General features: G+C 59.9%; 21 protein-coding genes. 8 read left to right on the top strand and 13 right to left on the bottom strand.

All coding sequences use genetic code 11. The features are described 5' to 3' along the window. The first annotated feature begins 310 nt into the window (after window positions 1-310). The 4 genes from CA51_RS17310 to CA51_RS17295 all read left to right on the top strand — a co-directional run bounded on the left by CA51_RS17310 (window position 311) and on the right by CA51_RS17295 (window position 3,330). The gene (locus CA51_RS17310; RefSeq protein WP_145122479.1) at window positions 311-925 is read left to right on the top strand and encodes a toxin-antitoxin system HicB family antitoxin; all 615 of its coding nucleotides are present in this window, start codon (window positions 311-313) and stop codon (window positions 923-925) included. Window positions 926-1,174: 249 nt separating this feature from the next. Then, a complete protein-coding gene (locus CA51_RS17305; RefSeq protein WP_145122478.1) occupies window positions 1,175-1,846 on the top strand; it encodes a bifunctional 4-hydroxy-2-oxoglutarate aldolase/2-dehydro-3-deoxy-phosphogluconate aldolase in 672 nt (223 codons plus the stop codon). Continuing rightward, window positions 1,843-2,934, top strand: coding sequence for a sugar kinase (locus CA51_RS17300; RefSeq protein WP_145122477.1), 1,092 nt, complete (start codon window positions 1,843-1,845; stop codon window positions 2,932-2,934). The genes CA51_RS17305 and CA51_RS17300 overlap by 4 nt, the downstream gene beginning before the upstream one ends. Before the next feature lie 21 nt (window positions 2,935-2,955). Beyond that, window positions 2,956-3,330 carry a hypothetical protein gene (locus tag CA51_RS17295; RefSeq protein WP_145122476.1) on the top strand — a complete coding sequence of 125 codons (375 nt, stop codon included), beginning with the start codon at window positions 2,956-2,958 and terminating at the stop codon, window positions 3,328-3,330. Between the two features lie 30 nt (window positions 3,331-3,360). Here the strand turns inward: CA51_RS17295 and CA51_RS17290 are convergent, their stop codons facing one another. After that, complete coding sequence (locus CA51_RS17290; protein ID WP_145122475.1) at window positions 3,361-4,479, bottom strand: prolyl oligopeptidase family serine peptidase; 1,119 nt, start codon at window positions 4,477-4,479, stop codon at window positions 3,361-3,363. Between the two features lie 165 nt (window positions 4,480-4,644). On the opposite strand from CA51_RS17290, the gene CA51_RS17285 reads away from it, so the two are divergent. After that, window positions 4,645-6,420: a DUF3592 domain-containing protein gene (locus tag CA51_RS17285; RefSeq protein WP_145122474.1), complete on the top strand. Its 1,776-nt coding sequence runs from the start codon at window positions 4,645-4,647 to the stop codon at window positions 6,418-6,420. 3 nt (window positions 6,421-6,423) lie between these two features. Here the strand turns inward: CA51_RS17285 and CA51_RS17280 are convergent, their stop codons facing one another. Then, entirely contained in the window at window positions 6,424-6,963 is a 540-nt protein-coding gene (locus CA51_RS17280) for a PEGA domain-containing protein (protein WP_197451258.1), read from the bottom strand. Between the two features lie 186 nt (window positions 6,964-7,149). Here CA51_RS17280 and CA51_RS17275 point away from each other — a divergent pair, with 186 nt between their 5' ends. Further along, window positions 7,150-8,394 (top strand): PP2C family protein-serine/threonine phosphatase, encoded by a 1,245-nt coding sequence (locus CA51_RS17275; RefSeq protein WP_231745755.1) that lies wholly within the window; start codon window positions 7,150-7,152, stop codon window positions 8,392-8,394. Window positions 8,395-8,776: 382 nt separating this feature from the next. Here CA51_RS17275 and CA51_RS17270 read toward each other — a convergent pair whose 3' ends face one another. The 3 genes from CA51_RS17270 to CA51_RS17260 all read right to left on the bottom strand — a co-directional run bounded on the left by CA51_RS17270 (window position 8,777) and on the right by CA51_RS17260 (window position 11,918). Next, window positions 8,777-9,886, bottom strand: coding sequence for a hypothetical protein (locus tag CA51_RS17270; RefSeq protein ID WP_145122473.1), 1,110 nt, complete (start codon window positions 9,884-9,886; stop codon window positions 8,777-8,779). Between the two features lie 140 nt (window positions 9,887-10,026). After that, window positions 10,027-10,995, bottom strand: a complete 969-nt coding sequence (locus tag CA51_RS17265) for an ABC transporter permease subunit (RefSeq protein WP_197451257.1) — start codon at window positions 10,993-10,995, stop codon at window positions 10,027-10,029. Further along, window positions 10,995-11,918: an ABC transporter ATP-binding protein gene (locus CA51_RS17260; RefSeq protein ID WP_145122471.1), complete on the bottom strand. Its 924-nt coding sequence runs from the start codon at window positions 11,916-11,918 to the stop codon at window positions 10,995-10,997. The genes CA51_RS17265 and CA51_RS17260 overlap by 1 nt, the downstream gene beginning before the upstream one ends. Before the next feature lie 212 nt (window positions 11,919-12,130). Between CA51_RS17260 and argJ the strand changes: the two genes are divergently transcribed. Continuing rightward, window positions 12,131-13,318: a bifunctional glutamate N-acetyltransferase/amino-acid acetyltransferase ArgJ gene (gene argJ, locus CA51_RS17255; RefSeq protein WP_145122470.1), complete on the top strand. Its 1,188-nt coding sequence runs from the start codon at window positions 12,131-12,133 to the stop codon at window positions 13,316-13,318. On the opposite strand, the gene CA51_RS17250 is transcribed toward argJ, so the two are convergent. After that, complete coding sequence (locus CA51_RS17250) at window positions 13,306-14,529, bottom strand: RNA polymerase sigma factor (protein WP_145124219.1); 1,224 nt, start codon at window positions 14,527-14,529, stop codon at window positions 13,306-13,308. The genes argJ and CA51_RS17250 overlap by 13 nt on opposite strands. A gap of 276 nt (window positions 14,530-14,805) precedes the next feature. Here CA51_RS17250 and CA51_RS17245 point away from each other — a divergent pair, with 276 nt between their 5' ends. Then, window positions 14,806-16,155 (top strand): hemolysin family protein, encoded by a 1,350-nt coding sequence (locus CA51_RS17245; RefSeq protein ID WP_145122469.1) that lies wholly within the window; start codon window positions 14,806-14,808, stop codon window positions 16,153-16,155. Here the strand turns inward: CA51_RS17245 and CA51_RS17240 are convergent. The 7 genes from CA51_RS17240 to CA51_RS17210 all read right to left on the bottom strand — a co-directional run bounded on the left by CA51_RS17240 (window position 16,141) and on the right by CA51_RS17210 (window position 23,410). Continuing rightward, window positions 16,141-17,133 (bottom strand): lysylphosphatidylglycerol synthase domain-containing protein, encoded by a 993-nt coding sequence (locus CA51_RS17240; protein ID WP_197451256.1) that lies wholly within the window; start codon window positions 17,131-17,133, stop codon window positions 16,141-16,143. The two genes, CA51_RS17245 and CA51_RS17240, sit on opposite strands and share 15 nt — an antisense overlap. Next, window positions 17,126-17,917 carry a phosphoribosylformylglycinamidine synthase I gene (gene purQ / locus CA51_RS17235; protein WP_145122467.1) on the bottom strand — a complete coding sequence of 264 codons (792 nt, stop codon included), beginning with the start codon at window positions 17,915-17,917 and terminating at the stop codon, window positions 17,126-17,128. The genes CA51_RS17240 and purQ overlap by 8 nt, the downstream gene beginning before the upstream one ends. Before the next feature lie 119 nt (window positions 17,918-18,036). Further along, on the bottom strand, window positions 18,037-18,939 hold the full coding sequence (locus CA51_RS17230; protein WP_145122466.1) for an ABC transporter permease: 903 nt from the start codon (window positions 18,937-18,939) through the stop codon (window positions 18,037-18,039). A 17-nt stretch (window positions 18,940-18,956) separates the two neighbouring features. After that, window positions 18,957-19,907, bottom strand: coding sequence for an ABC transporter ATP-binding protein (locus CA51_RS17225; RefSeq protein ID WP_145122465.1), 951 nt, complete (start codon window positions 19,905-19,907; stop codon window positions 18,957-18,959). Window positions 19,908-20,038: 131 nt separating this feature from the next. Further along, a complete protein-coding gene (gene cyoE / locus CA51_RS17220; RefSeq protein WP_145122464.1) occupies window positions 20,039-21,055 on the bottom strand; it encodes a heme o synthase in 1,017 nt (338 codons plus the stop codon). A gap of 28 nt (window positions 21,056-21,083) precedes the next feature. Beyond that, window positions 21,084-22,115 (bottom strand): COX15/CtaA family protein, encoded by a 1,032-nt coding sequence (locus CA51_RS17215; protein ID WP_145122463.1) that lies wholly within the window; start codon window positions 22,113-22,115, stop codon window positions 21,084-21,086. Next, window positions 22,112-23,410, bottom strand: a complete 1,299-nt coding sequence (locus CA51_RS17210; RefSeq protein ID WP_197451255.1) for a c-type cytochrome — start codon at window positions 23,408-23,410, stop codon at window positions 22,112-22,114. The genes CA51_RS17215 and CA51_RS17210 overlap by 4 nt, the downstream gene beginning before the upstream one ends. Between the last annotated feature and the right edge of the window lie 146 nt (window positions 23,411-23,556).

The raw sequence follows: 23,556 nt of genomic DNA, 5'->3' as shown, positions 1-23,556 counted from the left end.
CGGAAACAATGCAAGCACCTAAGTCGTGCATGCAAAAGGGTTTACGTGATAGCGTTTGACTGCATCTGAATATGGTGGCGAGTCTGCGGGAGCGTCGAGGCGAAGGTGATGCCCGGCCACGCAGGACCACAACAGAGCGACCTTCTTGAAAGGACGCCGTCTACAGCCACGGAGCGACGGATTGATGGTAAGCCACGAAAACTTCAGTAACCCGACTCAAACGATCAATAACACTAGCAACGAGAATCGCTTTGCTGGCAACGAGTCGACGCCGGCCCCTGCGACCAACAGCCGCTTGACCCTGCCACCTATGAATGACGCCCTGTCGCTTCAAGAGCGTCCCGCCGAAGCGATGCGATTGGCTCAAGAGGTCTTTACCCAAACCTCCAACTGGATCGAGTTCTTCCGCGAGACTCTGGGTGTCGAAGGCTTCGTTCGCAAGCTGTTCCCAACCGTCGACGAGATGCGATATTTCGAAGAGTCGCACGAGCATGGCCAGATCCAAGAAATGCTGACCGCACTCCGCAGCCAGGACACCGGCAAGGGAGATACCCTGGAACCGCAACGGATGATTACCGTCCGTTTGCCAAAAAGCTTGCACGAGTTCCTGCGGGTCCAAGCCGAGGAGTTGGAGCTGAGCATCAACAAGCTGTGTATCAGTAAGCTGCTGCAGACGATCGACGAAAAGATGGTTCCCGAAGAGCGTGGTGGACGCCGCGGTCGCCGCCCCGGTCCACAGGGACCTCGCAAGAAGAAGGAAGAGGAAGTTGCGACTCAGCAACCGGCGCAACAGCCCTATGGCAGCCAGACTCCTTACGGCAATCACGCTCCTTACGGCAGCCAAACTCCTTACAGTTCGCAGCCGCTTCGCTCGCCGCAACCGAACTCTTATCAGCAGCCACCACAACGCCCCCACTTTGGTTAAGAGTGGTTTCGTTTGGCTTGGGCGAAAACGCCTTAAGGGCAGGTTGGTGGCCTGCCCTTGCTGAGGGAGATCCCTTGTTGTGGTCTGTCGTGCGGCTTCCCTTCGGTCGGTCGGCTGGTTAATCTGTGGTGCGCCATCGCTGCTGCAGGTCCTGCCTGGCGTTGCGTTTGGTGCCGCAGTTCCGATCCGGCGGTCGGCAGAACTGCCGCCCCCACATACACTCTCCAGCCGAGCCCACCTCCACCTATTATGAAGTCTCAATTTCCCGATGAGATGTTGCAGCGGATCCAATCCTGCGGCGTCGTCGCGGTGATCGTGATCGACAATCCGCAAGATGCCGTTCCTCTGGCCCAGGCTCTCCTGGCTGGAGGCATCCAGGCAATCGAACTGACGCTCCGCACCCCCGCCGCGATCGAGGCGATCCGAGCGATTGCCGCCGAGGTCCCCGAAGTCCTGGTCGGTGCCGGAACCGTGTTGACCCCCGAGCAGGTCGACGAGGTGGTCGATGCCGGAGCCGCCTTTGCCGTGGCTCCCGGTCTGAACCGCCGAGTGGTCGAGCGCTGCCAAAGTCGCGGCCTCCCGTTTGCTCCCGGAATCGTGACGCCCTCGGATATCGAGCTGGCTGTCGAACTGGGGTGTCGCGAGCTGAAATTCTTCCCCGCCGAACCGAGCGGCGGGATGAGCTATCTGAAAAGCATGGCCGCTCCCTATGCCCACCTAGGCCTTCGGTTCATTCCGCTGGGCGGATTGGATGCTGGCAACATGGCTTCTTATTTAGGTAGCCCGTTGGTTCCGGCGATCGGCGGATCGTGGATCGCTCCGCGAAAATTGATTCAACAGCAGGCCTGGGCCGAGATCACCCAAAACGCAACCGAAGCGAGCCGCATCGTCGCCGCTACCCAAAACAAGGAAATCGCATGAGCAAGGTCGTAACGTTTGGTGAAATCATGGGCCGGTTGGCCCCTCCGGGATTCCTGCGGCTGCCGCAAGCGATGCCGGGATCTCTGGATGTCACCTTTGCCGGTGCCGAAGCGAACGTTGCCGCGTCGCTGTCGATCCTGGGGCTCGATGCCCACTTTGTCACCGCGCTGCCGAATAATCCGATCGCCGACGCCTGCGTCAATTCGTTGCGATCGATCGGGATCGACACGTCGTCGATCCTTCGCAGCGACATCGGGCGGCTGGGCCTCTACTTTCTGGAAACCGGCGCTAACCAACGTCCAAGCCGCGTGATCTACGATCGCGACGGATCGACGATCGGGCAAACGCCCGCCGATGCGTACGACTGGGACAAAATCTTCGCCGGCGCCGACTGGTTTCATGTCACCGGGATCACTCCTGCGGTTTCGCAAGTCGCCGCCGAAGCGACTCTGCATGCGGCCAAGGCTGCCAAGCAGCGAGGGCTGACCGTCTCGTGCGACTTGAATTTCCGAGGCAAGTTGTGGCGCTGGGATTCGTCCGCTTCGCCGCACGAACTGGCTGGTCGGACGATGCGACAACTGCTGCCGCTGGTCGACGTCTTGATCGCCAACGAGGAGGACTGTGGCGACGTGCTTCAGATCCGCGCCGCCGAGACCGACGTGGCTTCTGGGAAATTGAGCGCCGAGCGTTATCCCGAAGTCGCCCGTCGCGTGGTCCAAGAGTTCCCCAACCTTCGCTATGTCGCAACGACATTGCGCGAGAGCATCTCGGCGTCGCACAACAACTGGGGCGCGATGCTGTACGATGCGGCTGCCGAATCGGCCAGCTTTGCGCCGCGGTCCGACGGAGAATACGAACCCTATTCGATCCGCAATATCGTCGACCGCGTCGGTGGCGGCGATTCGTTTGCGGCTGGGCTGATCTTCGGTCTGCTGAACGACGATTACCCAACTCCGCAAGCGGCGTTACAATTTGCAGTCGCCGCTTCCTGTTTGGCGCATTCGATCATCGGCGATTTGAACTTTTCCAGCCGCGAGGAAATCGACGCGTTGGCCAAGGGAAGCGCCAGCGGTCGCGTCGTCCGATAGGTATCCCGCATCCCAAGCACTATGTCCGAACCAATCTCCTCATCGCCAAATTCCCCAACGCCCGATTCGGAGCGGAAGCATCCGATCGACGCGGTTCATTTTGTTCACCACGCGATCAAGCATGCGCTCCGCGACGCCGCGGCTCAGCAGTCGGGCAAGGTTTCCGGAGAGGGGTTGTGCCGGATCCTGTTGGAACTGGCGGTCGATGAGTTTGGTGGCGAAGGGGCCAATGTGCTGAAGCAATGGAACATTCAGACCAGCGATGACGTTGGTCTGATCGTGGTCCGGATGCAGGCCGCCGAAATCGATGAAGCCAATCGCGTCGATCAGGATTCAAACTTCGGCGGCTGGTTCGATCTCGACCAGCCCGCCGAGCAGTGGAATCTCAAGTGGTAGCGTCGGCCGCTTTAGCCGATTTCGCATCGCTCACTTGTTCATGAGGAAGTGTTCGAAGAACGTGTAGATCACTGCGTTCGATTCGGCGTTGGGCGAATGCTCGGGGCGGTTGGTCATCGCCACGCGGTTCTCGTAACCCAACAAACGATTGACGGCGATCGTGTGGTTGAGCGCCTGCCATCGCTGGGGTGGATCTTCTGAACCGCCCGAAACCAGGAACGGTCGCGGCGCCATCAAGGCGTGCAGTTCATGCAGGTCGCGTCCCTGCTGCATCAATTTCGGGTACAGGCCGTAGGCGGGATTGCTGTCGGTGATCAGTCCCCGTTTCCGCCAGGGGCGCGGATGGTAGCCGAGGTACCACGGTTCCCAGTAGTTCACGCTGTTCCGGGCGTTATCGAAAACGATCCCCGGATCGGACCAGGCTGCACAGGCGAAGCGATCGAACAGGCACGACGCAAACATCGCCCACTTGCCGCCAAACGAATGGCCGACGATCCCGATCCGGTCGGAGTCGACTTCGGGGCGTCGCGCTAGCGCGTGCCACGCATTGGCCGCCGCGTAGCCGAGCATCGACAGCGGCTGGACTTGCGCATCGTCCAAACTGGGGTAATATAAGCCGTATGTCTTCGCCGCGGTGGCGTCGGTTGTTCCGATCGATAGGACAACGAAACCTCGCCGCGCCAGCTGTAGCGCAAAGTCCCGGCCTTCCCTCCCCTTCCCGATCGCGGTCTCGGGTTCGTAAAAGACAGTGATCACCGCGGGCCGCTCTCCCTCGCCATCGGGAATCAGCAAGTAGCCTTCGGTCGACTCTTCGGGCAACCAGCGGAAGCGGACCTTGTGCTGCACAAAATTCTCTCTCCGTTCCGAACCGAGGACTTCGAGGTCTTGGTCTTCGATTAACGCCGGCCACTGCCCCATCAAGTCTTGCCATTGCTGGTAGATCTCCGCGCGGCGGCGTTTCCAGTCGGTTTGGTTTTCAACCAGCGTGCCGTCGTTAAACTCTAGCGGCGACCGGAAGCTGCCCAGATCGTTCTGCCACTGCGTCGGCGGAGTAAAGTAGCGGGCGATGCTTGCTGGCGGCTGACGCTCCTCAGCTGCCAGCGAGTTGGCTGAAAGGGCGATCAGGAACAGAGGGATCCAAGGTTTCATTGGTGAGTTCTCGTCGAGGTGGGATATTGGACGTCGCCGATTTCTCGCACGACAAAGGGGGTAAAGCGGCGTATTGTTTCATTAAACTGCCGCAAGCAGCGGGAGGGGCTCGCGCGACAGTGCCCGCTGGCTGCGTAGATCTCGCGACACAAGAGGAAGGAAATCATGGCTGGTCAATCATACAACAGTTTACCTCGCGGCTGTATGGTCGGCTTTGCGATGCCGTTTGTGCTGGTTGGGGTGGCTGCGACGGGGTTCCTGTACTGGAGCACCTACCGGGCCTGTCAAGCGCAGTCGTGGGTGGAGGTTCCCGCGACGATTCTCAGTGCCAGCGTGAAGACGCACCGCGGCGGCGACAGCACGACCTACAGCGTCGAGACTCGCTATCGTTACGATTTTGAGGGAAAAACGTATCACAGCGATCGGGTCAGTTTCAGCCCCTTCACTTCCGATGGCGATCGCAACTGGCACCGCGCGATGGTCCGGCGGTTGAAGAAACACGCCAGCGACAAGACGCCGTATCCCTGTTTCGTCGATCCCGCGGCGCCGGAAAACGCAGTCTTGGAACGCGGGGCGCGATTTTCGCTGATGCTGCTAGTGTCGGTCTTTGGGCTCGCCTTTGGTGGCGCCGGGATCGCGATGCTGACGCTCGATCGCAATCCGGGATGGCAGGAGAAGCGGTTGCAGATGGCGCAAGCTTCCGGCCAGATGTGGCGCGTGCGCAGCGATTGGGAAGCGGGGGAGATCCGGCTCGCGCCGCTGAAGCGATTGCGATATTTATTGCCCTGCCTGGTGCTGCTGAGCATCCTGGCGCTGCCGACCATTCTGCTGCTGCCTCAAGAATTCCAGCGTGAAAGTCGGTGGGCCTACCTGGGGCTGATCGGCCCGTTTGCGATTGCGATCACGGCGGTCAAAGTGTTCACGGCGGTCTGGCATCAGATCAGACGAGGCGTCACCCGCATTCAGCTGGCGACCGTGCCGGGAGTGATCGGCGGTCCGGTGACCGGGATCATCCACAGTTCGCGGAAGTTGAACATGCCGGCCGGCGTGCGCGTTACGCTCCGCTGCGATCGCGCGACGCGAGATTCCAGCGAGACACGGTCGATCGCTATCACGGAAACTTGCTGGCAGGACGAGCAAACGATCCTCATCGACCTGAAGCAATCCGATGCCAATGAATCGGCGGTGCCATTCGATTTCGTGGCTCCCTTCGACCTTCCCGATTCGGCGCCGTTGGAGGACGAAAAAGTCGATTGGATCTTAACGGCGAAAGGGTTGGCGGTCGGTTCGCCGCTGGACATCACGTGCGAGGTGCCGGTCTATAGGACAGTCGATAGTAGTGAAGATTTGAAGCGTCCGGAGAGTCTTGTCGCCGATTTCAGTGGACCCGATCAGCCCGACGACATCCTGTTGGAATTGGGGGTTCGCGCGGTCGATGGTGGAGTCCGAAAGCGATGGTGGATCACGGGACAGAAGACGCTTTCGGGGATCCTGACACTGTTGGTCTTTGCTGGCGGGTTCGACCTCGCCGCCTTCCTGGTCTTCCGATACGAGGGGCCGTGGTTCATCGGAGTTATCTTGGGTTTGATCGGATTCCCGCTGACACTCGGCTTCATCCACACGATGCTGTGGCGATGCCGGATCGAGACAGCATCGGGGATGGTACGGATTCGCAGCGGCATGATTCCGCTGGCTCGCTGGAAGAACATCCCCTTGGATGACTTCGATCGCTTGTCGATCCGGCAGACGACCCGGGTGAATGAGAAGACGTATCACGAGGTCTATTTTCAGGCGCGCAATCGCAAGCCGATCACGGTTGGCAAGGGGATCTACGGCAAGCATCGGACGCTGCAATACGCAGCCGCGTTATGGCGGCAGGTGATCGGCAGCGAGCCGCCGGAAATCAAGACGCGGTCGTTTGGCGACAACGACAAAACGTAACGGCTATTGCGAGACTTGAGCCGGCACGCCACCGAAGGGAAGCGTTTGGGAGTTTGGCGGCAACGGGACGGCAGTTGGTGGCATCGCGGTTGGCGGCAGCGGTGTCGCGACACCGGTTCGCGATTGTTCGCGCAATTGGTCGGCTCGGCCGGCGATCACATCGGCTGGCTCGCTGACTCGCGGGACCAGTTTGGTGTCGATCACTCGTTCGTCGCGGATCTCAAACGGCCAGAGGGTTTCGGCGATGAAATCGATTCCGGGCAACTGGTACCAGGGAGCGTTGATCTTATGTCGCAGCGTCTGCGTTTCGTAACCATCGCGTTCGACGCGGATCTCGCGCGTTCCGTAATAGACAAACGGACTCGCGGCGGGCGAATTTCCGATCACTTGGTTGTCGACCGATACAAGCGCACCCGGAGGGTCGGTGCGGACCATCAGCCGGCGGCGGACGCACCCCGAGCAAGCCAGGACGATGCCTAGCACCAAAAGGTTGATCGAAAGATAATATCGAGGCCCCAGACCGTTCATTGCTTGCCTTATCATATTACTGCCTGCGTCGCCGTTTCCGCAGAAATCGGTGGCAGTGTAATGACAAGACCGCCTTGGTCGCCAGACCGATTGCCGGGTAGGTCTGAACCGCTGAACTAAATACAATAGATCTCGTCCGCGACGCGGGGCTAGCAATCGAAACCCACCGAAAACAGGGCTGATCCCATCGAACACGCAATCTTGTCCGACGTAGGCATGCGTCGCGCGAACAACCAGGATTCTGCAGTTGTCCAGATTTCGGATTCCTCCGACCGATGGCAGCGTCGCGGTCATCTCTTTGTCGTCGCCGACGGCATGGGAGCTCACGCGGCTGGGGAATTGGCTAGCAAATTAGCTGTCGAACAGATCCCGCACCACTACTTCCGCCCTTCTGACGCTCCGGTCGCCGAAGCGCTTCGCAAAGCGATCCAAGAAGCCAATCAAGAGATCTATCAGCGAGGCCAGAAGAATCCCGAGTTCCACAACATGGGAACGACCGGCAGTTCGCTGGTGCTTGCTCCCGAGGGGGCTTGGGTGGGGCATGTCGGTGATAGCCGCGTCTATAGACTTCGCAACCAGTCGCTCGAGCAGTTGACCTTCGACCACAGTTTGGTCTGGGAGATGGAGGCCGCAGGGCCGATCGATAAGAAGCTCAGCCGCAACATCCCGAAGAACGTGATCACGCGTTCATTGGGCCCCAACGCACAAGTGATGGTCGATGTCGAAGGCCCTTGGCCGCTGCAGTCCGGGGATACCTTTCTGCTTTGCAGCGATGGGTTGACCGGGCAGGTCGACGACGTCGAGATCGGCGTTCTGTTGGACTGCTTGCCGCCCAAAGATGCCTGTCGCGTGATGGTCGATCTGGCCAATCTTCGTGGCGGTCCCGACAACATCACGATCGTTGTCGTTCGCGTCGACGATGCGGACGTTGGCGGAGCGGCTTCGGTGGCTGGCCAACATCTGCCGCGGAATCCGCCGCAGGTGTCGATGCCGTTTGCGATGGTTGCCGGAACGTGTCTGTTGGCCGCGATCGTGTTCCTGTTGCTCGGCAGCCATGTCGCCGCCGCGGTGGCGGGAGCCGTCAGTTTGGTCGCCGCTGGTGTGGCGATCATTGTTGGCGGCAAGTCGACGCCGCTCGCCTCGACGACATCCAACACGCCGCGCAGTACCACAAGTCCCTATCGCCGCTACGATTGCTCCGACAGTCGTGCATTGATCAAGAACTTGATCGGCACCGTTAACGCTCTCCGCGACGCGTCGAACGAAAAGAAGTGGACTGTCGATTGGAGCGAGATCAACGCGTTGGAGTTCAAGGCGAAACAGGCTCAGCAGAGTGGTAAGTCGCGCGAAGCTGTTCACTTCCAATCCGAAGCGATCATCGCAACGATGGAACAGTTGCGCGAGCAGCATCGTCGCCAAGCGAGCGACTCTACGATCGACTTCTAAACCCTCACGCGATCGATAAGCCATCGCAGCAGCACTGCGGTGTGCAGTGCCGGGCGCCTGTGGGGCGTTGCGGCATGCGAACCTTGGCGGATCATCGTTCCGCGATCCGAGTGCTTCTCAATCCGCAGTCCTTGCGGTTCTCTTAAGAAGGTTGCCATCGGGGCTGGGCTGCAGCATTCGCCCGCGCTCCAAGTTCTTGGCATCGCTAGCCCCGGTTTGATGCCAAGGGGCATCGATTGTATTGCTACCGCGACCCAGCTGCGGTCCAGCTGGGGCGTCGGAGCGAAGGTGGCTGCATAAAAAAACAGGCCTTCGATAATCGAAGGCCTGTTCGTATTTTCACTTAAATTTAATGTTCCCCGCGAGGGACACTTTGGCTCGACTAGGGAGCTGCGGGGCTGGCGACGAAGTTGTCGTCGTCATCGTCGTTGGCTGCCAAGACGGCTGCGGCCGCTCCAAGAGCAGCCAGAGCTGCGATGTCGCCACCGCCACCTCCACCACCACCGCCGCCGGTCATTCCACCGCCACCAGCCGCTGGGCCTGGAGCTCCAGGACCTGCGTTTGCAAATCCGCCGCTCTCTCCGAACGATTCGCTAACGGCTTCCATCGTTGGGCCCATCATCGAAGCGGGAACCAAGCAGCAGATCAGGCCGCCACCTTGCAGGTTGGCTCGTGTGCTGACCGGTTGAACGGTTGGAGTCGCAAGGGCTTCGATCGAAAACGCGGTGTAGCCGAGTTGTCCGGCAGCGATTACGCCGTAGGCACCTGGTTTCAGTCCCGCGACCGAGAAGCTTCCCGAAGAGTTGACGGTCGTACGCTTAAGCGCTGCGCCATTTTGGATGATCGTGATGTTGGTTGATTCCAGCGAACCGATGCTTTGGCCATCAGCACGCAGGGGAGCGATAACCTGTCCGTTCAAGGTTCCGTTGGAGGCGAGTTGGACGCGGTAGAAATCGCCGCTTGCGATTTGGTAGGCGTTGATGCCAGCCAGCGGTGCAAACGGTCCCGAAACGTCACCCAGGTAACCGCGGATGTTCTGCAGCACTGCTCCCTCGCCAACCGAGACGATTGGGAAAGCAAGTGGTGCTGTCTTCGCTTCGCCGGTGGCGTTTGCGTAGATGAACAACACGCCATGCTTTTGTTGGTCGGCGTCGGCAACAACCAACGAATACCAGCCAGCACCAGGAGCTTGCAGCGAAGCGATTCCGTTGGCTCCGGCAACTGCATGACCAACGCCGCCGTCGACGCCTACCAGCGTAACCGCAAGGTTGCCCGCCGCGCCAGCTTTGCCAGCGGTCAGATCCAGCAGTTGAACCTGGATGCGACCGTCGCGGTCCAGGTTGGCGATCAAGCCTTCAGGGAATGCGTTGCTCGCTGCGGCGAGCGATGTGGTGCTTGCTGTCTTCACGCGAAGCGATTTGTTTGCATCGTCTGCCGACAACTGCAAAACGCCGCACATGACGAGTGTTAGCGTGATTAGGGAACGAAGCATGGAGGAATCTCGCGACGCAGAGTGTTAGGGAACTTAGTAACAATGCATAAAGTTATCGAATTCGGGCAATGCGAGCAACGCTAAACAAAATGGCATTACTCGTGTGGTGCCTGCATTTTCGCTGATGGGTTGACCGCAGGCTAGACCGGTGCGGGGAGATCGCGGCGATTAAATCGACGAAATGCTAGCGAGTAGCCGGCGACGCCAATCAGTAATAGGAACAAAGTCGCCGCAAATGGGCCCGGTTGCCGCGCTCCTGTGGCGTCGGAGATCAGGATCTGCCACGGCGATCCCGTCTCGAGATTCATCTGGTGCTGGATAATCTCCTGCGGCATGTAGGCGGTGAAATAAGTGAAATATTTCAGCCAGTCGAGTCGCTCGGTCGCTTGCGAGGCGATCATCAGGATCACATTGACCACATAAAAGCCGATCGTCACGCCGACCGCTCGCCAGCGATAACGATCGATGCTGCTGATCCAAGTGCTGATTCCCAGCAGTGCAAATCCAAACGCAAACAGATTCAAAACGCCGACACCAAACACCTGTGCCGACACGAGTTCGCGCATCGGCGTGTCGATCGGTTCGATCGGGCCTGTCAGGATCGGTAGATGCAATCCGATCAGCGGGATGTAGAACGTTGGCGTCGGCGGAGTCTGTTTGACAGTGAAACACATGATCCCAATCCATATCCCCAGCCAAACGCACAGCGTCAGCCCCGCCAAGCCGGTCACGGCGACGATCCCATGCGCCCGCATCACTTGAGTTCGCGTGACCGGTTGGGCCAGCAGCATCTCCAGCGTGCCGCGTCCCAGTTCGCCGCTGACCACGTCGGACCCGCGAGCGATCACCCAGACGACAACACATAAGATCACGATCGGTTCGTCAAACGTCATCCCGATCCGGCCGACGTAGCTGAACAGTTGATCGAACGGAATCGGCGAAAATCGTTCGTAGTCGCGGAACTGTTCGATGATCGCCTTGAAGCGTTCCATCTCCATTTGGCTAACCAACCAAACTCGCAAGACATTGAACGCGACCAACGCCAGAGCGCAAGCCGCCCACAATAGGATCGCTTCACCGATAAACTTTCGAATCAATACACGTGTCATCATGCCACCTCCTGCGCCGCGTCGTTCATTGTGCCAACCGCCTCGGTTTCGGCATGATGCACGCGGTCGTAGATCGCTTCGATTCCCAACGGTTCCAACCGCAGTTCGCGCGGGGCGAGCGTCGCCAACCAGCTGAGCAAGGGGACCAGATCGCCATCGGTCTCCAGCACGATCCGGTCTCCGTCGCGAGATGTTTGCGTCACGCGCTGCTGCAGCGACTCGGGGATGTCGAACAGGTCTTCGTCGATCCAGATCACGATCCGGTGCTGATCCTTGAGCGCCGCGATCGATTGCTCCAACACCAATTGGCCTCGTCGCAAGAAGACGACTCGGTTGCAGACCTGTTCGATTTCCGAGAGCACATGCGATGAAAGGATCACCGTGCGGCCGGCGTCGCGGATCTGTTCGACTTGTTCTAACACCGCCTTGCGAACCGAAGGGTCCAGGTTGGCTGTCGGTTCGTCGAGGATCACGATCGGCGATTGAGTCGCCAGCACGACGCAGAGCGCCAACTTCTGTCGCATTCCTGTCGACATAAATCCAACGCGGCGTTGCAGGTCCAATTCGAAGCGGTCGGCAAGCGCCAAGCTGCGCTCGGTGGAACCCAACGGATGCAGATCGCTGAAGAATCGCAGCACGCTGCGGCCTCGCATATGCCGCGGCAATCGTGCGTCGCCCGGCAGGTAGGCGACGTTTTGGCGAACCGCCAGGCTTTCGGTGAACACATCGTGACCGCAGATCGACGCGGTTCCCGAAGTCGGTCGCAGGAAACCGAGCAGGGTTCGCAGCAGCGTCGTCTTCCCCGCTCCATTGGGCCCCAGCAACCCAAACACGTCACCCGGTTGGACAGTCAACGAGCAGTGGTCCAAGGCAACAAAGTCCCCAAAACGTTTCGTCAACGCGCGCGTTTCAACAATCGACATAGGCTTGGATTCGGAGAGCGAGAGGGAGCAGCGGAGAGGCGATCGAAGCGTGTAGTGTAGGCTGTAACCGATCGTGCGTCGTCCCGATAACAACGGCGACCGGCCTACTCAACAAACCTCCGTCTGCATAAAATCAACGCCCGGCATCCGCCCAATACGATAATTTATTTTGTGCCGCCCAACTTTTTTTCGCCAGACCATGAAAGGGAACGATGCAGCTTCCTCAAGGATTTCGATTTGCCGGCGTGCGTTGCGGCATCAAAGCCAAAGCCGACCGCAAGGACCTGACGCTGGTTGTCGGTGACCGCGACCTCGTCGCCGCGGGCGTCTACACCCAAAACAAGATCGTCGCTGCCCCAGTCGTGCTCAGCCGCAGCCGCACCCCTTCGTCGGCAGTTCGCGCCGTCGTGATCAACAGCGGCAACGCCAACGCTTGTACCGGCCAGCAAGGTGACCGCGACGCGTTGGCGATGACGAACCTTGTCGCCAAGGCGTGCGAGCTCGATCCCAGCAGCGTGCTGGTGATGAGCACCGGGATCATCGGACACAAGCTGCCGATGGATCGCATCGAGCAGGGGATCCAGTCGGCTGCCGAGCAGTTGAACGATTCTTCCGACAATTTCCTCGCCGCCGCCGATGGCATCCTAACGACCGACCAAGGTCGCAAGCTGGCCTTCCGCTGCGAACAGATCGGCGACCAGAAGATCACCTTTGCCGCGATGGCCAAGGGAGCCGGCATGATCGGCCCGAACATGGCGACGATGCTGGGGCTGGTTTTGTGCGATGCGAACCTTAGCAAGATCGACGCGCAACGGGCGCTGCGTGTCGCCGCCGATGCAAGCTTTAACAGCATCAGCGTCGATGGGCACACGAGCACCAACGACACGGTCAACCTGTTGTGTAGTGGCACCGCGTCGGCGACGCCGCTGGCCGAAGAACATTTGGCTCGCTTCACCGAAGTGCTGACCGATTTCTGTATCGAGTTGGCCAAACAGATCCCCGCCGACGGCGAAGGGGCGCATCATGTGATCGAGATCCGTGTCGGTGGTGCCGATTGCGATGCCGATGCCAAGCAGATCGCCAAATCGATCGCCGACAGCCCGCTGGTCAAAACGGCGGTGACTGGGAACGATCCCAATTGGGGACGGATCATGTCGGCCGCGGGATATGCGGGCGTCTTGGTTCGCCCCGAACTGTGCCAGCTGAAGATCAACGGTTCGATGGTTTTCGACAAAGGCCAGCCGATCGACTTCGATGAAAAAGCGATCAGCGAAAGCATGGCGGCCGATAAGACGGTGGTTCTGGAAGTGACCGTCGGCGACGGGCCGGGAACTTCGGTCTTCTGGACCAGCGACCTGACGACCGACTACGTGACCTTCAACTCCGACTACTCGACCTGATCGAGCGCGTCGAGCTTTCGCGTTAAGAACCGCCGCTCGGGTTCTTGGGTCGCCAGTTCGAGAGCCCGCCGGAATGCGGCTCGCGCCGCATCGATCTGTCCCTGGCGGCGGAGCAGTTCGCCGCGGGCGGCGTGAGCCAGCCGATATCCCTGCAATTCGCCACGCTGCAAGATCGCATCGATGATCTCCAGCCCCGCCGCGGGACCATCGGCCATCGCCACCGCAACGGCTCGATTCAGTTCGATCACGGGCGATGGCGTCGCTTGCATCAGAACGCCATACAGGGCGACGATCTGAGGCCAATCGGTGGCATCGGCAGTCACCGCGTCGGCGTGAACCGCCGAGATCGCCGCTTGAATCGCGTAACCGCCCACGCGGCGAGATTCCAACGAACGCTGCACCCACAGCTTTCCTTCGTCGATCAAATCGCGATCCCATAAACTGCGATCCTGATCTTCCAACAGCACCAAGTCGCCGTCGGGCGTCAGTCGAGCTTGCCGCCGCGATTCGTGCAGCAGCATCATTGCCAGCAGCCCCATCGCCTCGGGATCGGGCAACAACTCCACGATCAACCGACTCAGTCGGATCGCCTCTTGCGAAAGATCGGGGCGCGTGAGGCTCTCCCCAGTCGACGCCGAATAGCCTTCGTTGAAGACCAGATAGACGACCGACAGCACCGCGTCGAGTCGCTCGGGCAATTCGGTCAGCGAGGGGACGACAAACGGGATCTTGGCGTCGCGAATCTTTGCTTTGCCGCGAACAATCCGTTGAGCCATCGTCGACGGCGAGGCGAGGAAGGCGCTTGCGATCTCTTCGGTCGTCAGCCCGCAGACCTCCCGCAACGTCAGCGGTACCTGGACCTTGGGATCGATCGCCGGGTGGCAGCAAGTGAAGATCAGCCGCAAGCGATCGTCTTGGATCTCCCGCTCGCTGACACTTGCGTTGGCCGCGGCGATCTCTTCGATGCGTTGGGCCAGTTCGTCGGCCGCGCGATGGAATCGAGCGCGGCGGCGAATCACATCGATCGCTTTAAACCGTCCAGACGACACCAGCCACGATCGCGGATCGGCCGGGATTCCCTGTTGCTGCCACTTTTCGAGCGCCGCGATAAACGCTTCGTGCAATGCTTCTTCGGCGAGATCAAAATCGCCGATCAACCGGACCAGCGTGGCGAACACCGCGCGGCTGTGCGTGCGATACGCCTCCTCGATGGCATCGGTTTCACGATTTTTCGCGGCCGTGTCATCGGCAGGTTCCGTCGTCGATTTGTTATCGGATCGGTTCGTTTCCACAAGATTTATTGTCCGTCGCCATGCCTCCCCAAGTACCGCCGAGCCGGCATCTTGGGGCGACCAGAAAAACAGAACCTATCGCTATCCTCGGCACATGCTGCAATAGCGTCTATCATTGGTGTCGCTTGCTGGGATCGCAAGTTCGCTTGAATTGTTTCGTTTGTTGGGATCTTAACACCGGCCGCTATCGATACTATGGAAAATTGGATCAACTTTGGAATCGCCCTGCTGCTGGTGGTGATCAACGGCTTTTTTGTTGCGGCGGAGTTCGCTCTCGTCAAGGCTCGGCCTAGCCGGCTGGAACAGATGGCACTCGGCGGCAATCTGTTTGCCAAAGTTGCCAGCTGGCTCGCCAGGCGGTTGGATGCGTCGCTATCGGCTTGCCAACTTGGAATCACGCTCGCCTCGCTCGCCTTGGGTTGGGTCGGCGAACCGGCGTTCCATCATCTGATCGAACCGGTCTTCGCCTGGATCGGGATCTCCAACCCCGACGTGCTGCATGTCGTTTCCCTGGTCTTCGCCTTCACCACGATCACGGCACTGCACCTGGTCATCGGAGAACAGGCACCCAAGATCTTTGCGATCCGCAAACCCGAACCGATGGCCGTTTGGTGCGCTCTGCCGCTGGCCGGTTTCTATTACGTCGCCTATCCGTTGCTGGTCGCCCTGAACTGGATCACGTCGCTGCTGTTGCGATCGATCGGTGTCGATGCTGTCGACGAGCACGGCACGCCGCACACCGAAGAGGAGCTGCGGAACCTTGTCGCTCAATCGCACGTGCATGGCGAATTGACTCGCAGCGAAGCCCAATTGATCAACGCGGTGTTGGAGTTCGACGATCAATCGGCCCATCAAATCATGACCCCGCGAACCGATGTGGTCACGCTGTCGATGGACGCGCCGATCGAAGACTGGATCACGACGATCCGCAAATACCGCTTCAGTCGCTATCCGGTCGTCGAGCAATCGCTCGAGAAAGCCGTTGGCGTGCTGCACATCCAGCACCTGGTGGGGCTCGATCTTTCGCAACCGCTGGACCGCGCCGCCCTGCTTCAGCCGCCAAACTTCGTTCCCGAAACGATCCCGATCAAAACGCTGCTGCAGCATTTTAAGTCGTCGCAATCGCTGTTGGCTTTTGTCGTCGATGAACACGGTACCGTCGTCGGCGTCGTCACGCTGGAAGATGTGCTCGAAGAGTTGGTGGGCGAACTGGAGGACGAGTTCGACGAACAGGTCCGCGACATCGTTCGCGAAGACGATCAAACCTTCCGCGTCCTCGGGCAGACGCCGCTGGATGACATCAACAAAATGATGGGGCTGACGCTGCAGTCGCACGATTCCGACTCGCTGGGCGGATTTGTGATGCAACAACTGGGAAGAGTCGCCGAGCAGGGAGACGTGATTCAGATCGACGGAGCGAAGATCGAGATCCTGCGCGTCGAAGGTCCCCGCATCGTCAGCCTGCGAGTCCGCCTAGCCGCTCCGCTAGCCAGCCTCGACGCCGCGCCCAGCACCGACGACGAAGAAGACTCAGCCGCTCAATAGCTTGCGAGCGGCACGCGTCGATCGCACCTCCACGGTCGCCAACACCACGGACGCGACCAACAGTGGCACGACGTAATAATAGATTCGGAAGATCAGCAGCGCGCCTAAGATGACCGCTTCATCACTGCTGGCCAACAGCGTCAGCAGGATCGCTTCCAAGACGCCCAGTCCGCCGGGGACCTGAGTCAGCATCGCGGCGGCGAGTGCCAGCAGATAGACGCCGACCACTTGCAGGTAACTGGCTGAAATCCCGCTCGGCAACAAAACGTACAGCGTCGTCGCCACCAGAATCAGGTCCATCGAAGCGACAACGATCTGCTTCCGCATCAATGCCGGTCCAGGGGGCAACAGCTTCAGTCCCGCCAGCGGCAACGGACGACGCCACCAAGTGCAGAGCGCCGCGTAGAGAGCAATCGCCGCCAGCAGCGTAAAACCGAGGATCCGCGAACTGACCGGCAGATCGATCTTCGGTGGCATCGGAATTTCCGCAATCGACAGCACCACGCCGCCGACCATGCAGACACCGACCCAAAACGAGAGGCTCGTGAAGGCCAGCAGGGCCACGATTTGAGCGGTCCCCAGTCCCCAACCGCTATAGAACCGAACGCGGATCGGAATCCCGGCTGCCACGGCGCCTATGTTGTTGCTGAAGGCGTAGGCGAGGAACGAGACCAAGCCGACTTTGCGATAGCTCAGCCTAGGGCGGCCCTCTTCGGCCCCCGAACTGCCCGCCCCAACAAACTGAACCGCCAACACGTCGTTGCCGGTCAGGACAAAATAGTTGAGTGCGACCAACAGGCAGGCCAGCAGATGATACGCCAGAGGAATGTTGGCGACGCCCGCGGCGAATTCGTCCCAGGTGATCTCTTGCGTCTTCTTGTACAGAAACGAAGCGGCAACGGAGAACAGGATCAGCCCGAAGACAGGTCCTGCGATTTTCTTCAATCGTCCGACAAACGAAGGCTCGTTATTATTCACCAAAGTAATCGACTGCGTTTTTGAAGATGGCAAACCCTTCGCCCCACTGCGGCTGCTCGGTGCGGCGGGTCCATTGTGGGTGATGCGTTGGATCGATGTGTCGTTCGGGGTGAGGCATCAGGCCAAACAAACGGCCGGTCGCGTCGCAGATTCCGGCCACGTTCGCTTCGGACCCGTTGGGGTTCGATGGGAACGGCAGGACTTCGTCGCTGGTTTGTCCCGCATCGGCGGTTGTGTATCGCAGCGCCAACCGTCCCGCGTCGCGGAACGCTTTTAACGCCTCGGCGTCGGCGGTCACGAACTTGCCCTCGGCATGTGCGATCGGCAAATACATCTTGTCGATCCCCTTCAAGAAGACGCATGGCGTCTCGTCGACAGACAAGTGAACCCAGCGGTCTTCGAAACGGCCGTGATCGTTCCAGGTCAGCGTCGCCGGCTGGGTCTCGCGGACGCCCGAGGTCAACACGCCCAGTCGCATCAGAACTTGGAAGCCGTTGCAGATGCCAAGGACCAAGCGGTCTTGGTCGCAGAACTGGCGGACCATATCGCCCAGGTGGCGGTCCAATTGGCTGGCCAGAATCCGCCCGGCAGCGATGTCGTCGCCGTAGCTGAATCCGCCCGGCAGGCAGAGAACTTGGAAGTCCTCGGCCAGTTTGGGATTTTCGATCAACCGGTTCACATGAACGCGTTCGGTGACCGCACCGGCAGCTTCAAACGCAAACGCGGTCTCTTCGTCGCAATTAGTTCCCGGAGCACGAAGGATCAAAACGCGTGGAACGGCCATAGCTTCTTACGATTCGTCGGGTGTTGGGGGAAGCCGCCCAGAGCCGCTTCCAGAGATTATCCAGCTGGCTCAGGATGAAGGATTCGCCAGCAAAAGGGAAGGGGGCTGGCCAGTTCGCTCTAAACCAGATCGGCGCGACGGCTGCCTCGCATCAACCAGCCCGCTAGGACCAACGCTCCGATCATGAACAGCAGCGAGACCGTCCAGGTGATCAGCGACGACGGGCCCCAGACGTTGTCGGCCAAGACAACCTCGGGGTAGAGCAGCCGACGGAGTTCGACCATCGAATAGCTGAGCGGATTGCAGCGCATGATCCAGTGCAGGATCGACTGGCCGATCGACGTCGCATCGCTGATCGCGGGGATTGGGAAAAACGCACCGCTCAACAGCCACATCGGCATCAGGAACAGCATCATCACCGCGTGAAAGCCTTGCGTGCTGGTCATCGGCCAGGCGACGATCATGCCGACCGAACACAACGTGATCGACATCACGGCCAACAGCACAAGCGCATAGACCGTGTTGATCCCGGGGCTGGCCATGCCAAACAGCAACACCAGGCCGAGGAACATAACGGCTTGAGCCCAGGCGATTCCGCCACCACCGACAACTTTGCCGACCAACACCGGCCAGCGTCCCACCGGCGAAACGAGCACGCCTTGCATGAACCCTTCGCGGCGATCTTCGATCACTGAAATGGTGGCGAAGATCGCGGTGAACAGTACGATCAAACCGATCGTGCCGGGGAGGAAGTATTCGAAAAAGCCTTCTTGTCCGCTGGTCGTCCAGGAGAACGAACCACGCATTCCGGCGCCAAACATCAACCAGAACAGCAGCGGTTGAACGACAGCGGATACGACGCGGTTCTTCTGCCGGAAGAAGCGTGTCCATTCGCGGCGAGCCAGCATCCAAGCCGCGGCGATTCCGCTGGGGCGGATGTCGAGCGACGCCCCTGCGCCAAGCGAGCCGCCAGATGCGACTGGGGTTTTCGATTCGGAGGATTCCGAGGTAAGTGTACTCATGATGAATTCAGTTTCTGTTATTCGCCCGACCAGAATTGATAACCGGTCTTTGCGATAAAGACATCTTCTAGACTCGGCCGGCCGATCGAGATCGAAGTCGCTTGGTCGCCCAGCGTCGTCAGCAACTCAGGCACCATCGGACCGGGCTGATCGCTCTGGATGCGAACTTGATTGTGTAACGCTTGCCCTTCGATTCCCATCTGCTGTTGCAGCTTTTGGCAAACCGCTTCGGGTTGGTCGGTGGTGATCGTGATCAAGCCCGAACCCATCTGCGATCGCAAGCGATCCGGTGCTCCTTCGGCGATCACTTTGCCTTCGCTCAGGATCGCGATCTGATCCGCTTTTTCGGCTTCTTCCAACAGATGCGTCGTCAACACGACCGACAGTCCCTGCTGCGAAAACTCTTTGAGCGCTTCCCACAGGTCCAATCGAGCCCCTGGGTCCAAGCCGGTGCTCGGTTCATCCAACAGCAGCACCTGAGGTTGATGCAGCATTCCCTTGGCCAGTTCGACGCGTCGCTTCAGGCCGCCGGAAAGCTTTTCGCAATAATCATTGCGGCGGTCGGCGAGCCTCAAACGCTGCAGGACTTCTTCTTCCCGCTGTCGCAGTGCGGCGCCATGGATTCCGTACAACGCGGCTTGGCAGCGGATGTTCTCCTGAACGGTCAGCTTCTTGTCCAAGCTAGGCGATTGAAAGACGATCCCGATCCGGCGGCGGACTTCCATCACCGATTCGACGCTCGCCCCCGAGACGCTCAATTGCCCGCGTTGCAGCGGCATCAGCGTCGCCAGCAGACGGAACAGCGTCGTTTTCCCGCTGCCGTTGGGGCCCAGCAGCGCGAAGATCTTGCCTTGCGGAATCTGCAGGTTGACGCCGTCCAAAGCGACGTGGTCATCGTAGCGATGGTGCACATCGACAGCTTCGACAGCGTATTGGGTTGTCGGATGGTGGGGATCTGCGGAGGTCATTTTCACGGCTCCGACCTGTTTCAGTCGGCGATCGATGGGAAGGTCGTTGGGCTGCGGCGGTCGGCCGCCACGCCAGCGAAGCGAGGCGGCGGGCGAAACCAGCGGAGGAGGGATAGGGCAGCGGCGGCGGATTAACCGAGCAGTCGCGCGGCGATAAGAACGGCCAGCGAGGCGGGCAATTGGACCAGCGACGACATCAACAGTTGTCGCGCGGTGACGTCGTTGGGGCTACCGCAGAAGCGGAACGAACTGCGAATCATCCCGAACGAGGCTGCCACGGCGAGGACCGCAAACAGCGGAGCGTAGTTGTAGGGAAGGACCAGCGTGATCAAAACGGCTGGCAAAGCCAACGCGCCGGCGATCGCTTGCCATCCGGCACTCTTGCCCGTCGGTTCGACAACCGGCGTCATCTTAAAGCCCGCATCGGCGTATTGGCCGCGGTACATCCAAGCGATCGCCATGAAGTGCGGGTATTGCCACAGGAACAACACGGCGACCAACAACCATCCGCGAGGATCGGTCAGGCTGCCGCCAGCGGCTGCGAAGCCCATCATCATCGGCAACGCGCCGGCGATCGCGCCGACGGTCGTGTTCCAGGCGGTCTTCTGTTTCAACGGAGTGTACAGCATTACATAACCGACCCAAGTCGCGACACCAACAAACGCGGTGCTCTGGCCGACGTTGATCGCCAAGTAAGCGGTTCCCAGCAGGCCGATCGTGATTCCGAAAATCAACGCAGCTCCCGGGGAAACGAGCCCGCTTGGCAACGGACGCTTCATCGTCCGCATCATCTTCGCGTCGGCTTCACGCTCGATAAACTGGTTCATCACGCTGGCGCTGCCGGCGACCGCGGCGGTGCCGATCATCAGATGCATCATCATCCACATCGAAAGATCGGTGCCAGCCAAGAACATCGCCGACATGCCGGTCGTGATCAGGATCATCATCACGATCCGCGGCTTGGTCAGATCGTACAGCCCACGAATCGACGCCTTGAGCGACGCTGCGGCGGTGCCGCCGTGACGTCCGCGATGCGGCGAATCGGCGGCGTCGATCGAATTGCCTTCCGATGCGATCGGCACACGAGTTGGTCGCACGACGGTGCTAAGTCGTTCCGGTCGATCCAATACGACAAGATCGCCACTCATGAAGTTAGCCTTTGTATTGTGAGCGTTCTCAATCGAACGCGGGTTTCGCAAATGAGGAGTTTTCGCAGCGTCGCGATGCTCGCAACCAAGTCCAACAGGCCAGCGCCAGGATCAACGATCCCGTCGCCATATGCCCTGTCACGATCATCGATTCGGTCCATCCTTTGGCTACGATCACATACCGCGCCAGCGACGGCCATTGACTCAGGGCCCACGGCGATCCGTAGTTTACAAACCACGTCCCCAGTCCCAACGACCACTGCAAGATCAGCAATCCTATCAGCCCCAACCCGATTCTGGATAGCGTCAAATCGCCGCAGCGACGCAACTTCCAGGCGGTAATGACGGACAAAACCGCAACCAGGGCGGCTCCGGTAAGGTGGGAAAAGACGATATGCCGGAAAAACGAGTCACCGGCGTCGACGGGCATGTGCCGCAGTTGAGCTCCCAGAATTAATTGAACGTAGCTGCTGATCGCCAACGCCGCCCCCCAGCGGACTGCCGTCCTGGGAACACTTGGGGCGTCGGTCGCTTGCCACCATCGCGAACTGACTCCGGCGATCATCCAGCAGAGGACAAAAAAGGCGGGGCCAAAGCAGCCGTGGATCATCGCCACAGTCCGCGCGTCCATCACGACGCGAGCGCCGCCGAGTGCGCCTTGTAAGATCACGCCGACTAGAGCGAGGATGCACAGCCGCACGATCCAGCGAGGCTGCCGCGACCAGACGGCGGCGACTAACATCGCGATCGTGATCAGGCCGACCAGCGACGCCAGCAGGCGGTGGCCGTGTTCGATCAACAAATCGAAGGGGCCCAACAACCAAGTGGTCCACGGATACAGGAACATATTATATCCGTAGGTTGCCGGCCAATCGGGGACCGCCATTCCAGCGTCGTAAGTCGTCACCAGCCCGCCGACCCAGATCAGCGGCCAGGTCAGGCAGACCAACAGCACTGCCCAGCGATGAACCCACGGGGATCGCCACGGCGAACCCGCTTCGTCGGTCGCGGGTGTTTCGTTTTTCAGTTCGTCCAAGATCGGTTCCTGTTCGCGATTCATAGTGCTTCGCCTCGCCCGGTTTGCGAAAGCGAAAGCACATAATGGACGATATCCCAGACGTCGCCGGTCGTCAGCCCGCTGCCGCTCGGTTGGTCGACCAGATTGATCGCGGGCATCGGCGTTCCATCGATCCCCTGCACGATGCGGCGATAGATGTCCTGCGGCTGGTCGCCGCCGCGAAACGCTCCGGCATGCATATCGCGAGGCAAGATGTTCCGCGGCTTGTGAGCTCCTAGAGCCAAATATTCCCGAACGACCTGCTTCTTTTCAGGGTCCTTGGGATCCAGCCCGTTCCGCATCGTCCACTCTTTGGTCCAATCGTCGTAGTCGTTAACCTGACCGTCACCCCGTCCATCGGCTCCATGGCAGATGGCACAGTTGGCGACTTTGCCGCCAAACAACGCTCTGCCGCGAGCGATCGACGCGGTCATCTCCGCTTTCTGGTCGGCGCTCGCATCGGCTGCCAACGGCCAGGCCGGAATCTTTTCAGGCGGCGGGGCGATCGCGACAACTTGTTCGGGAGCATCGATCCATCGGCTCGCCGCCGCGACGACGTAATCCTCGATCGCATCCCATTGTTCCTGATAGGCTTCCGGATCGCTCTCCTTCAGCTCCATTGCCAGCAGCCGATCCTGCGGCGTTTGGTCGGGATCGCCGTAGCCGAGTTCGTTGGCCGCGTCGCGATACATCGCCCGTTCGACTTCGCCACGAAGCGTTAAATAGATCACGTATTGAGCCAACGCGGTCAGATCTTCGTCGGGATAGAGATGGAAGGAAGGCATCGACGTGCCGGGCATCCCCTGCCGCAGCGTCCGAACCAGATCATCGACCGTCGGTTTGGCGCCGTACTGGGTCGATTTGAACTTGAACACGCCCATCCGGAAATCGCGAGGATAGGGATTCAACAGATTGGAGGCCGGTCCGTTCCCATCGCCGCTGATCCCATGGCACTGCGAACAATGTTTGCGGTACAGCCCACGATCGGTCCCGTCGCGATCGCTGGCAACCGCTCCGGCGGCCCGTTGCAGATTTTCGAGCTGGATCAGCGATTGGAAATCGGGATTCTCGGTCAGCACGGCCGGCATCAGCGGCTCGTCCGGCGTTCCGAACAACTGAGTGATCGCGATCTGGGTATCGTCGATCGCAGTGTCCAATTCCGCGCCGTGGATCTCCATCTTGTGCGCGAAGACCCGATTCATGCGGAAATCGGGCGGCTCGGTACCGCAGCCTGGGAGAATCAGCAGCGCCAGCAAGGCGATGCCAAGGGCAATCTTTCTACGTTTTTCAGCATCCATCCGCTTCATTCTATCCAGACTCGGCCAGCTGCCCAGGCCGAACGCAACGCCCCGCATCAGCCCAATTGTCGCAGCCCCACCGGGCCTTTTGCCCGCCCGCGTTTGCATCCTGCCAATGGGGCTTCTAACCTTTCGTATACCAACCT

It is taken from the genome of Rosistilla oblonga, from assembly GCF_007751715.1.
Classification (GTDB): Bacteria; Planctomycetota; Planctomycetia; order Pirellulales; family Pirellulaceae; genus Rosistilla; species Rosistilla oblonga.
The sequence above is the reverse complement of the archived record's forward strand: the minus strand, read 5'-3'. Positions and strand labels throughout refer to the sequence as shown.

Excerpts from the sequence above, each read along its gene's own strand:
- CA51_RS17300 (WP_145122477.1), top strand. The coding sequence starts at position 1,843 with ATGAGCAAGGTCGTAACGTTTGGTGAAATCATGGGCCGGTTGGCCCCT.
- CA51_RS17230 (WP_145122466.1), bottom strand. The coding sequence starts at position 18,939 with ATGAGTACACTTACCTCGGAATCCTCCGAATCGAAAACCCCAGTCGCA.
- cyoE (WP_145122464.1), bottom strand. The coding sequence starts at position 21,055 with ATGAGTGGCGATCTTGTCGTATTGGATCGACCGGAACGACTTAGCACC.
- CA51_RS17290 (WP_145122475.1), bottom strand. The coding sequence starts at position 4,479 with ATGAAACCTTGGATCCCTCTGTTCCTGATCGCCCTTTCAGCCAACTCG.
- CA51_RS17265 (WP_197451257.1), bottom strand. The coding sequence starts at position 10,995 with ATGACACGTGTATTGATTCGAAAGTTTATCGGTGAAGCGATCCTATTG.
- CA51_RS17225 (WP_145122465.1), bottom strand. The coding sequence starts at position 19,907 with ATGACCTCCGCAGATCCCCACCATCCGACAACCCAATACGCTGTCGAA.
- CA51_RS17260 (WP_145122471.1), bottom strand. The coding sequence starts at position 11,918 with ATGTCGATTGTTGAAACGCGCGCGTTGACGAAACGTTTTGGGGACTTT.
- argJ (WP_145122470.1), top strand. The coding sequence starts at position 12,131 with ATGCAGCTTCCTCAAGGATTTCGATTTGCCGGCGTGCGTTGCGGCATC.
- CA51_RS17285 (WP_145122474.1), top strand. The coding sequence starts at position 4,645 with ATGGCTGGTCAATCATACAACAGTTTACCTCGCGGCTGTATGGTCGGC.
- CA51_RS17305 (WP_145122478.1), top strand. The coding sequence starts at position 1,175 with ATGAAGTCTCAATTTCCCGATGAGATGTTGCAGCGGATCCAATCCTGC.
- CA51_RS17210 (WP_197451255.1), bottom strand. The coding sequence starts at position 23,410 with ATGGATGCTGAAAAACGTAGAAAGATTGCCCTTGGCATCGCCTTGCTG.
- CA51_RS17245 (WP_145122469.1), top strand. The coding sequence starts at position 14,806 with ATGGAAAATTGGATCAACTTTGGAATCGCCCTGCTGCTGGTGGTGATC.
- CA51_RS17295 (WP_145122476.1), top strand. The coding sequence starts at position 2,956 with ATGTCCGAACCAATCTCCTCATCGCCAAATTCCCCAACGCCCGATTCG.
- CA51_RS17310 (WP_145122479.1), top strand. The coding sequence starts at position 311 with ATGAATGACGCCCTGTCGCTTCAAGAGCGTCCCGCCGAAGCGATGCGA.
- CA51_RS17215 (WP_145122463.1), bottom strand. The coding sequence starts at position 22,115 with ATGAATCGCGAACAGGAACCGATCTTGGACGAACTGAAAAACGAAACA.
- CA51_RS17280 (WP_197451258.1), bottom strand. The coding sequence starts at position 6,963 with ATGATAAGGCAAGCAATGAACGGTCTGGGGCCTCGATATTATCTTTCG.
- purQ (WP_145122467.1), bottom strand. The coding sequence starts at position 17,917 with ATGGCCGTTCCACGCGTTTTGATCCTTCGTGCTCCGGGAACTAATTGC.
- CA51_RS17270 (WP_145122473.1), bottom strand. The coding sequence starts at position 9,886 with ATGCTTCGTTCCCTAATCACGCTAACACTCGTCATGTGCGGCGTTTTG.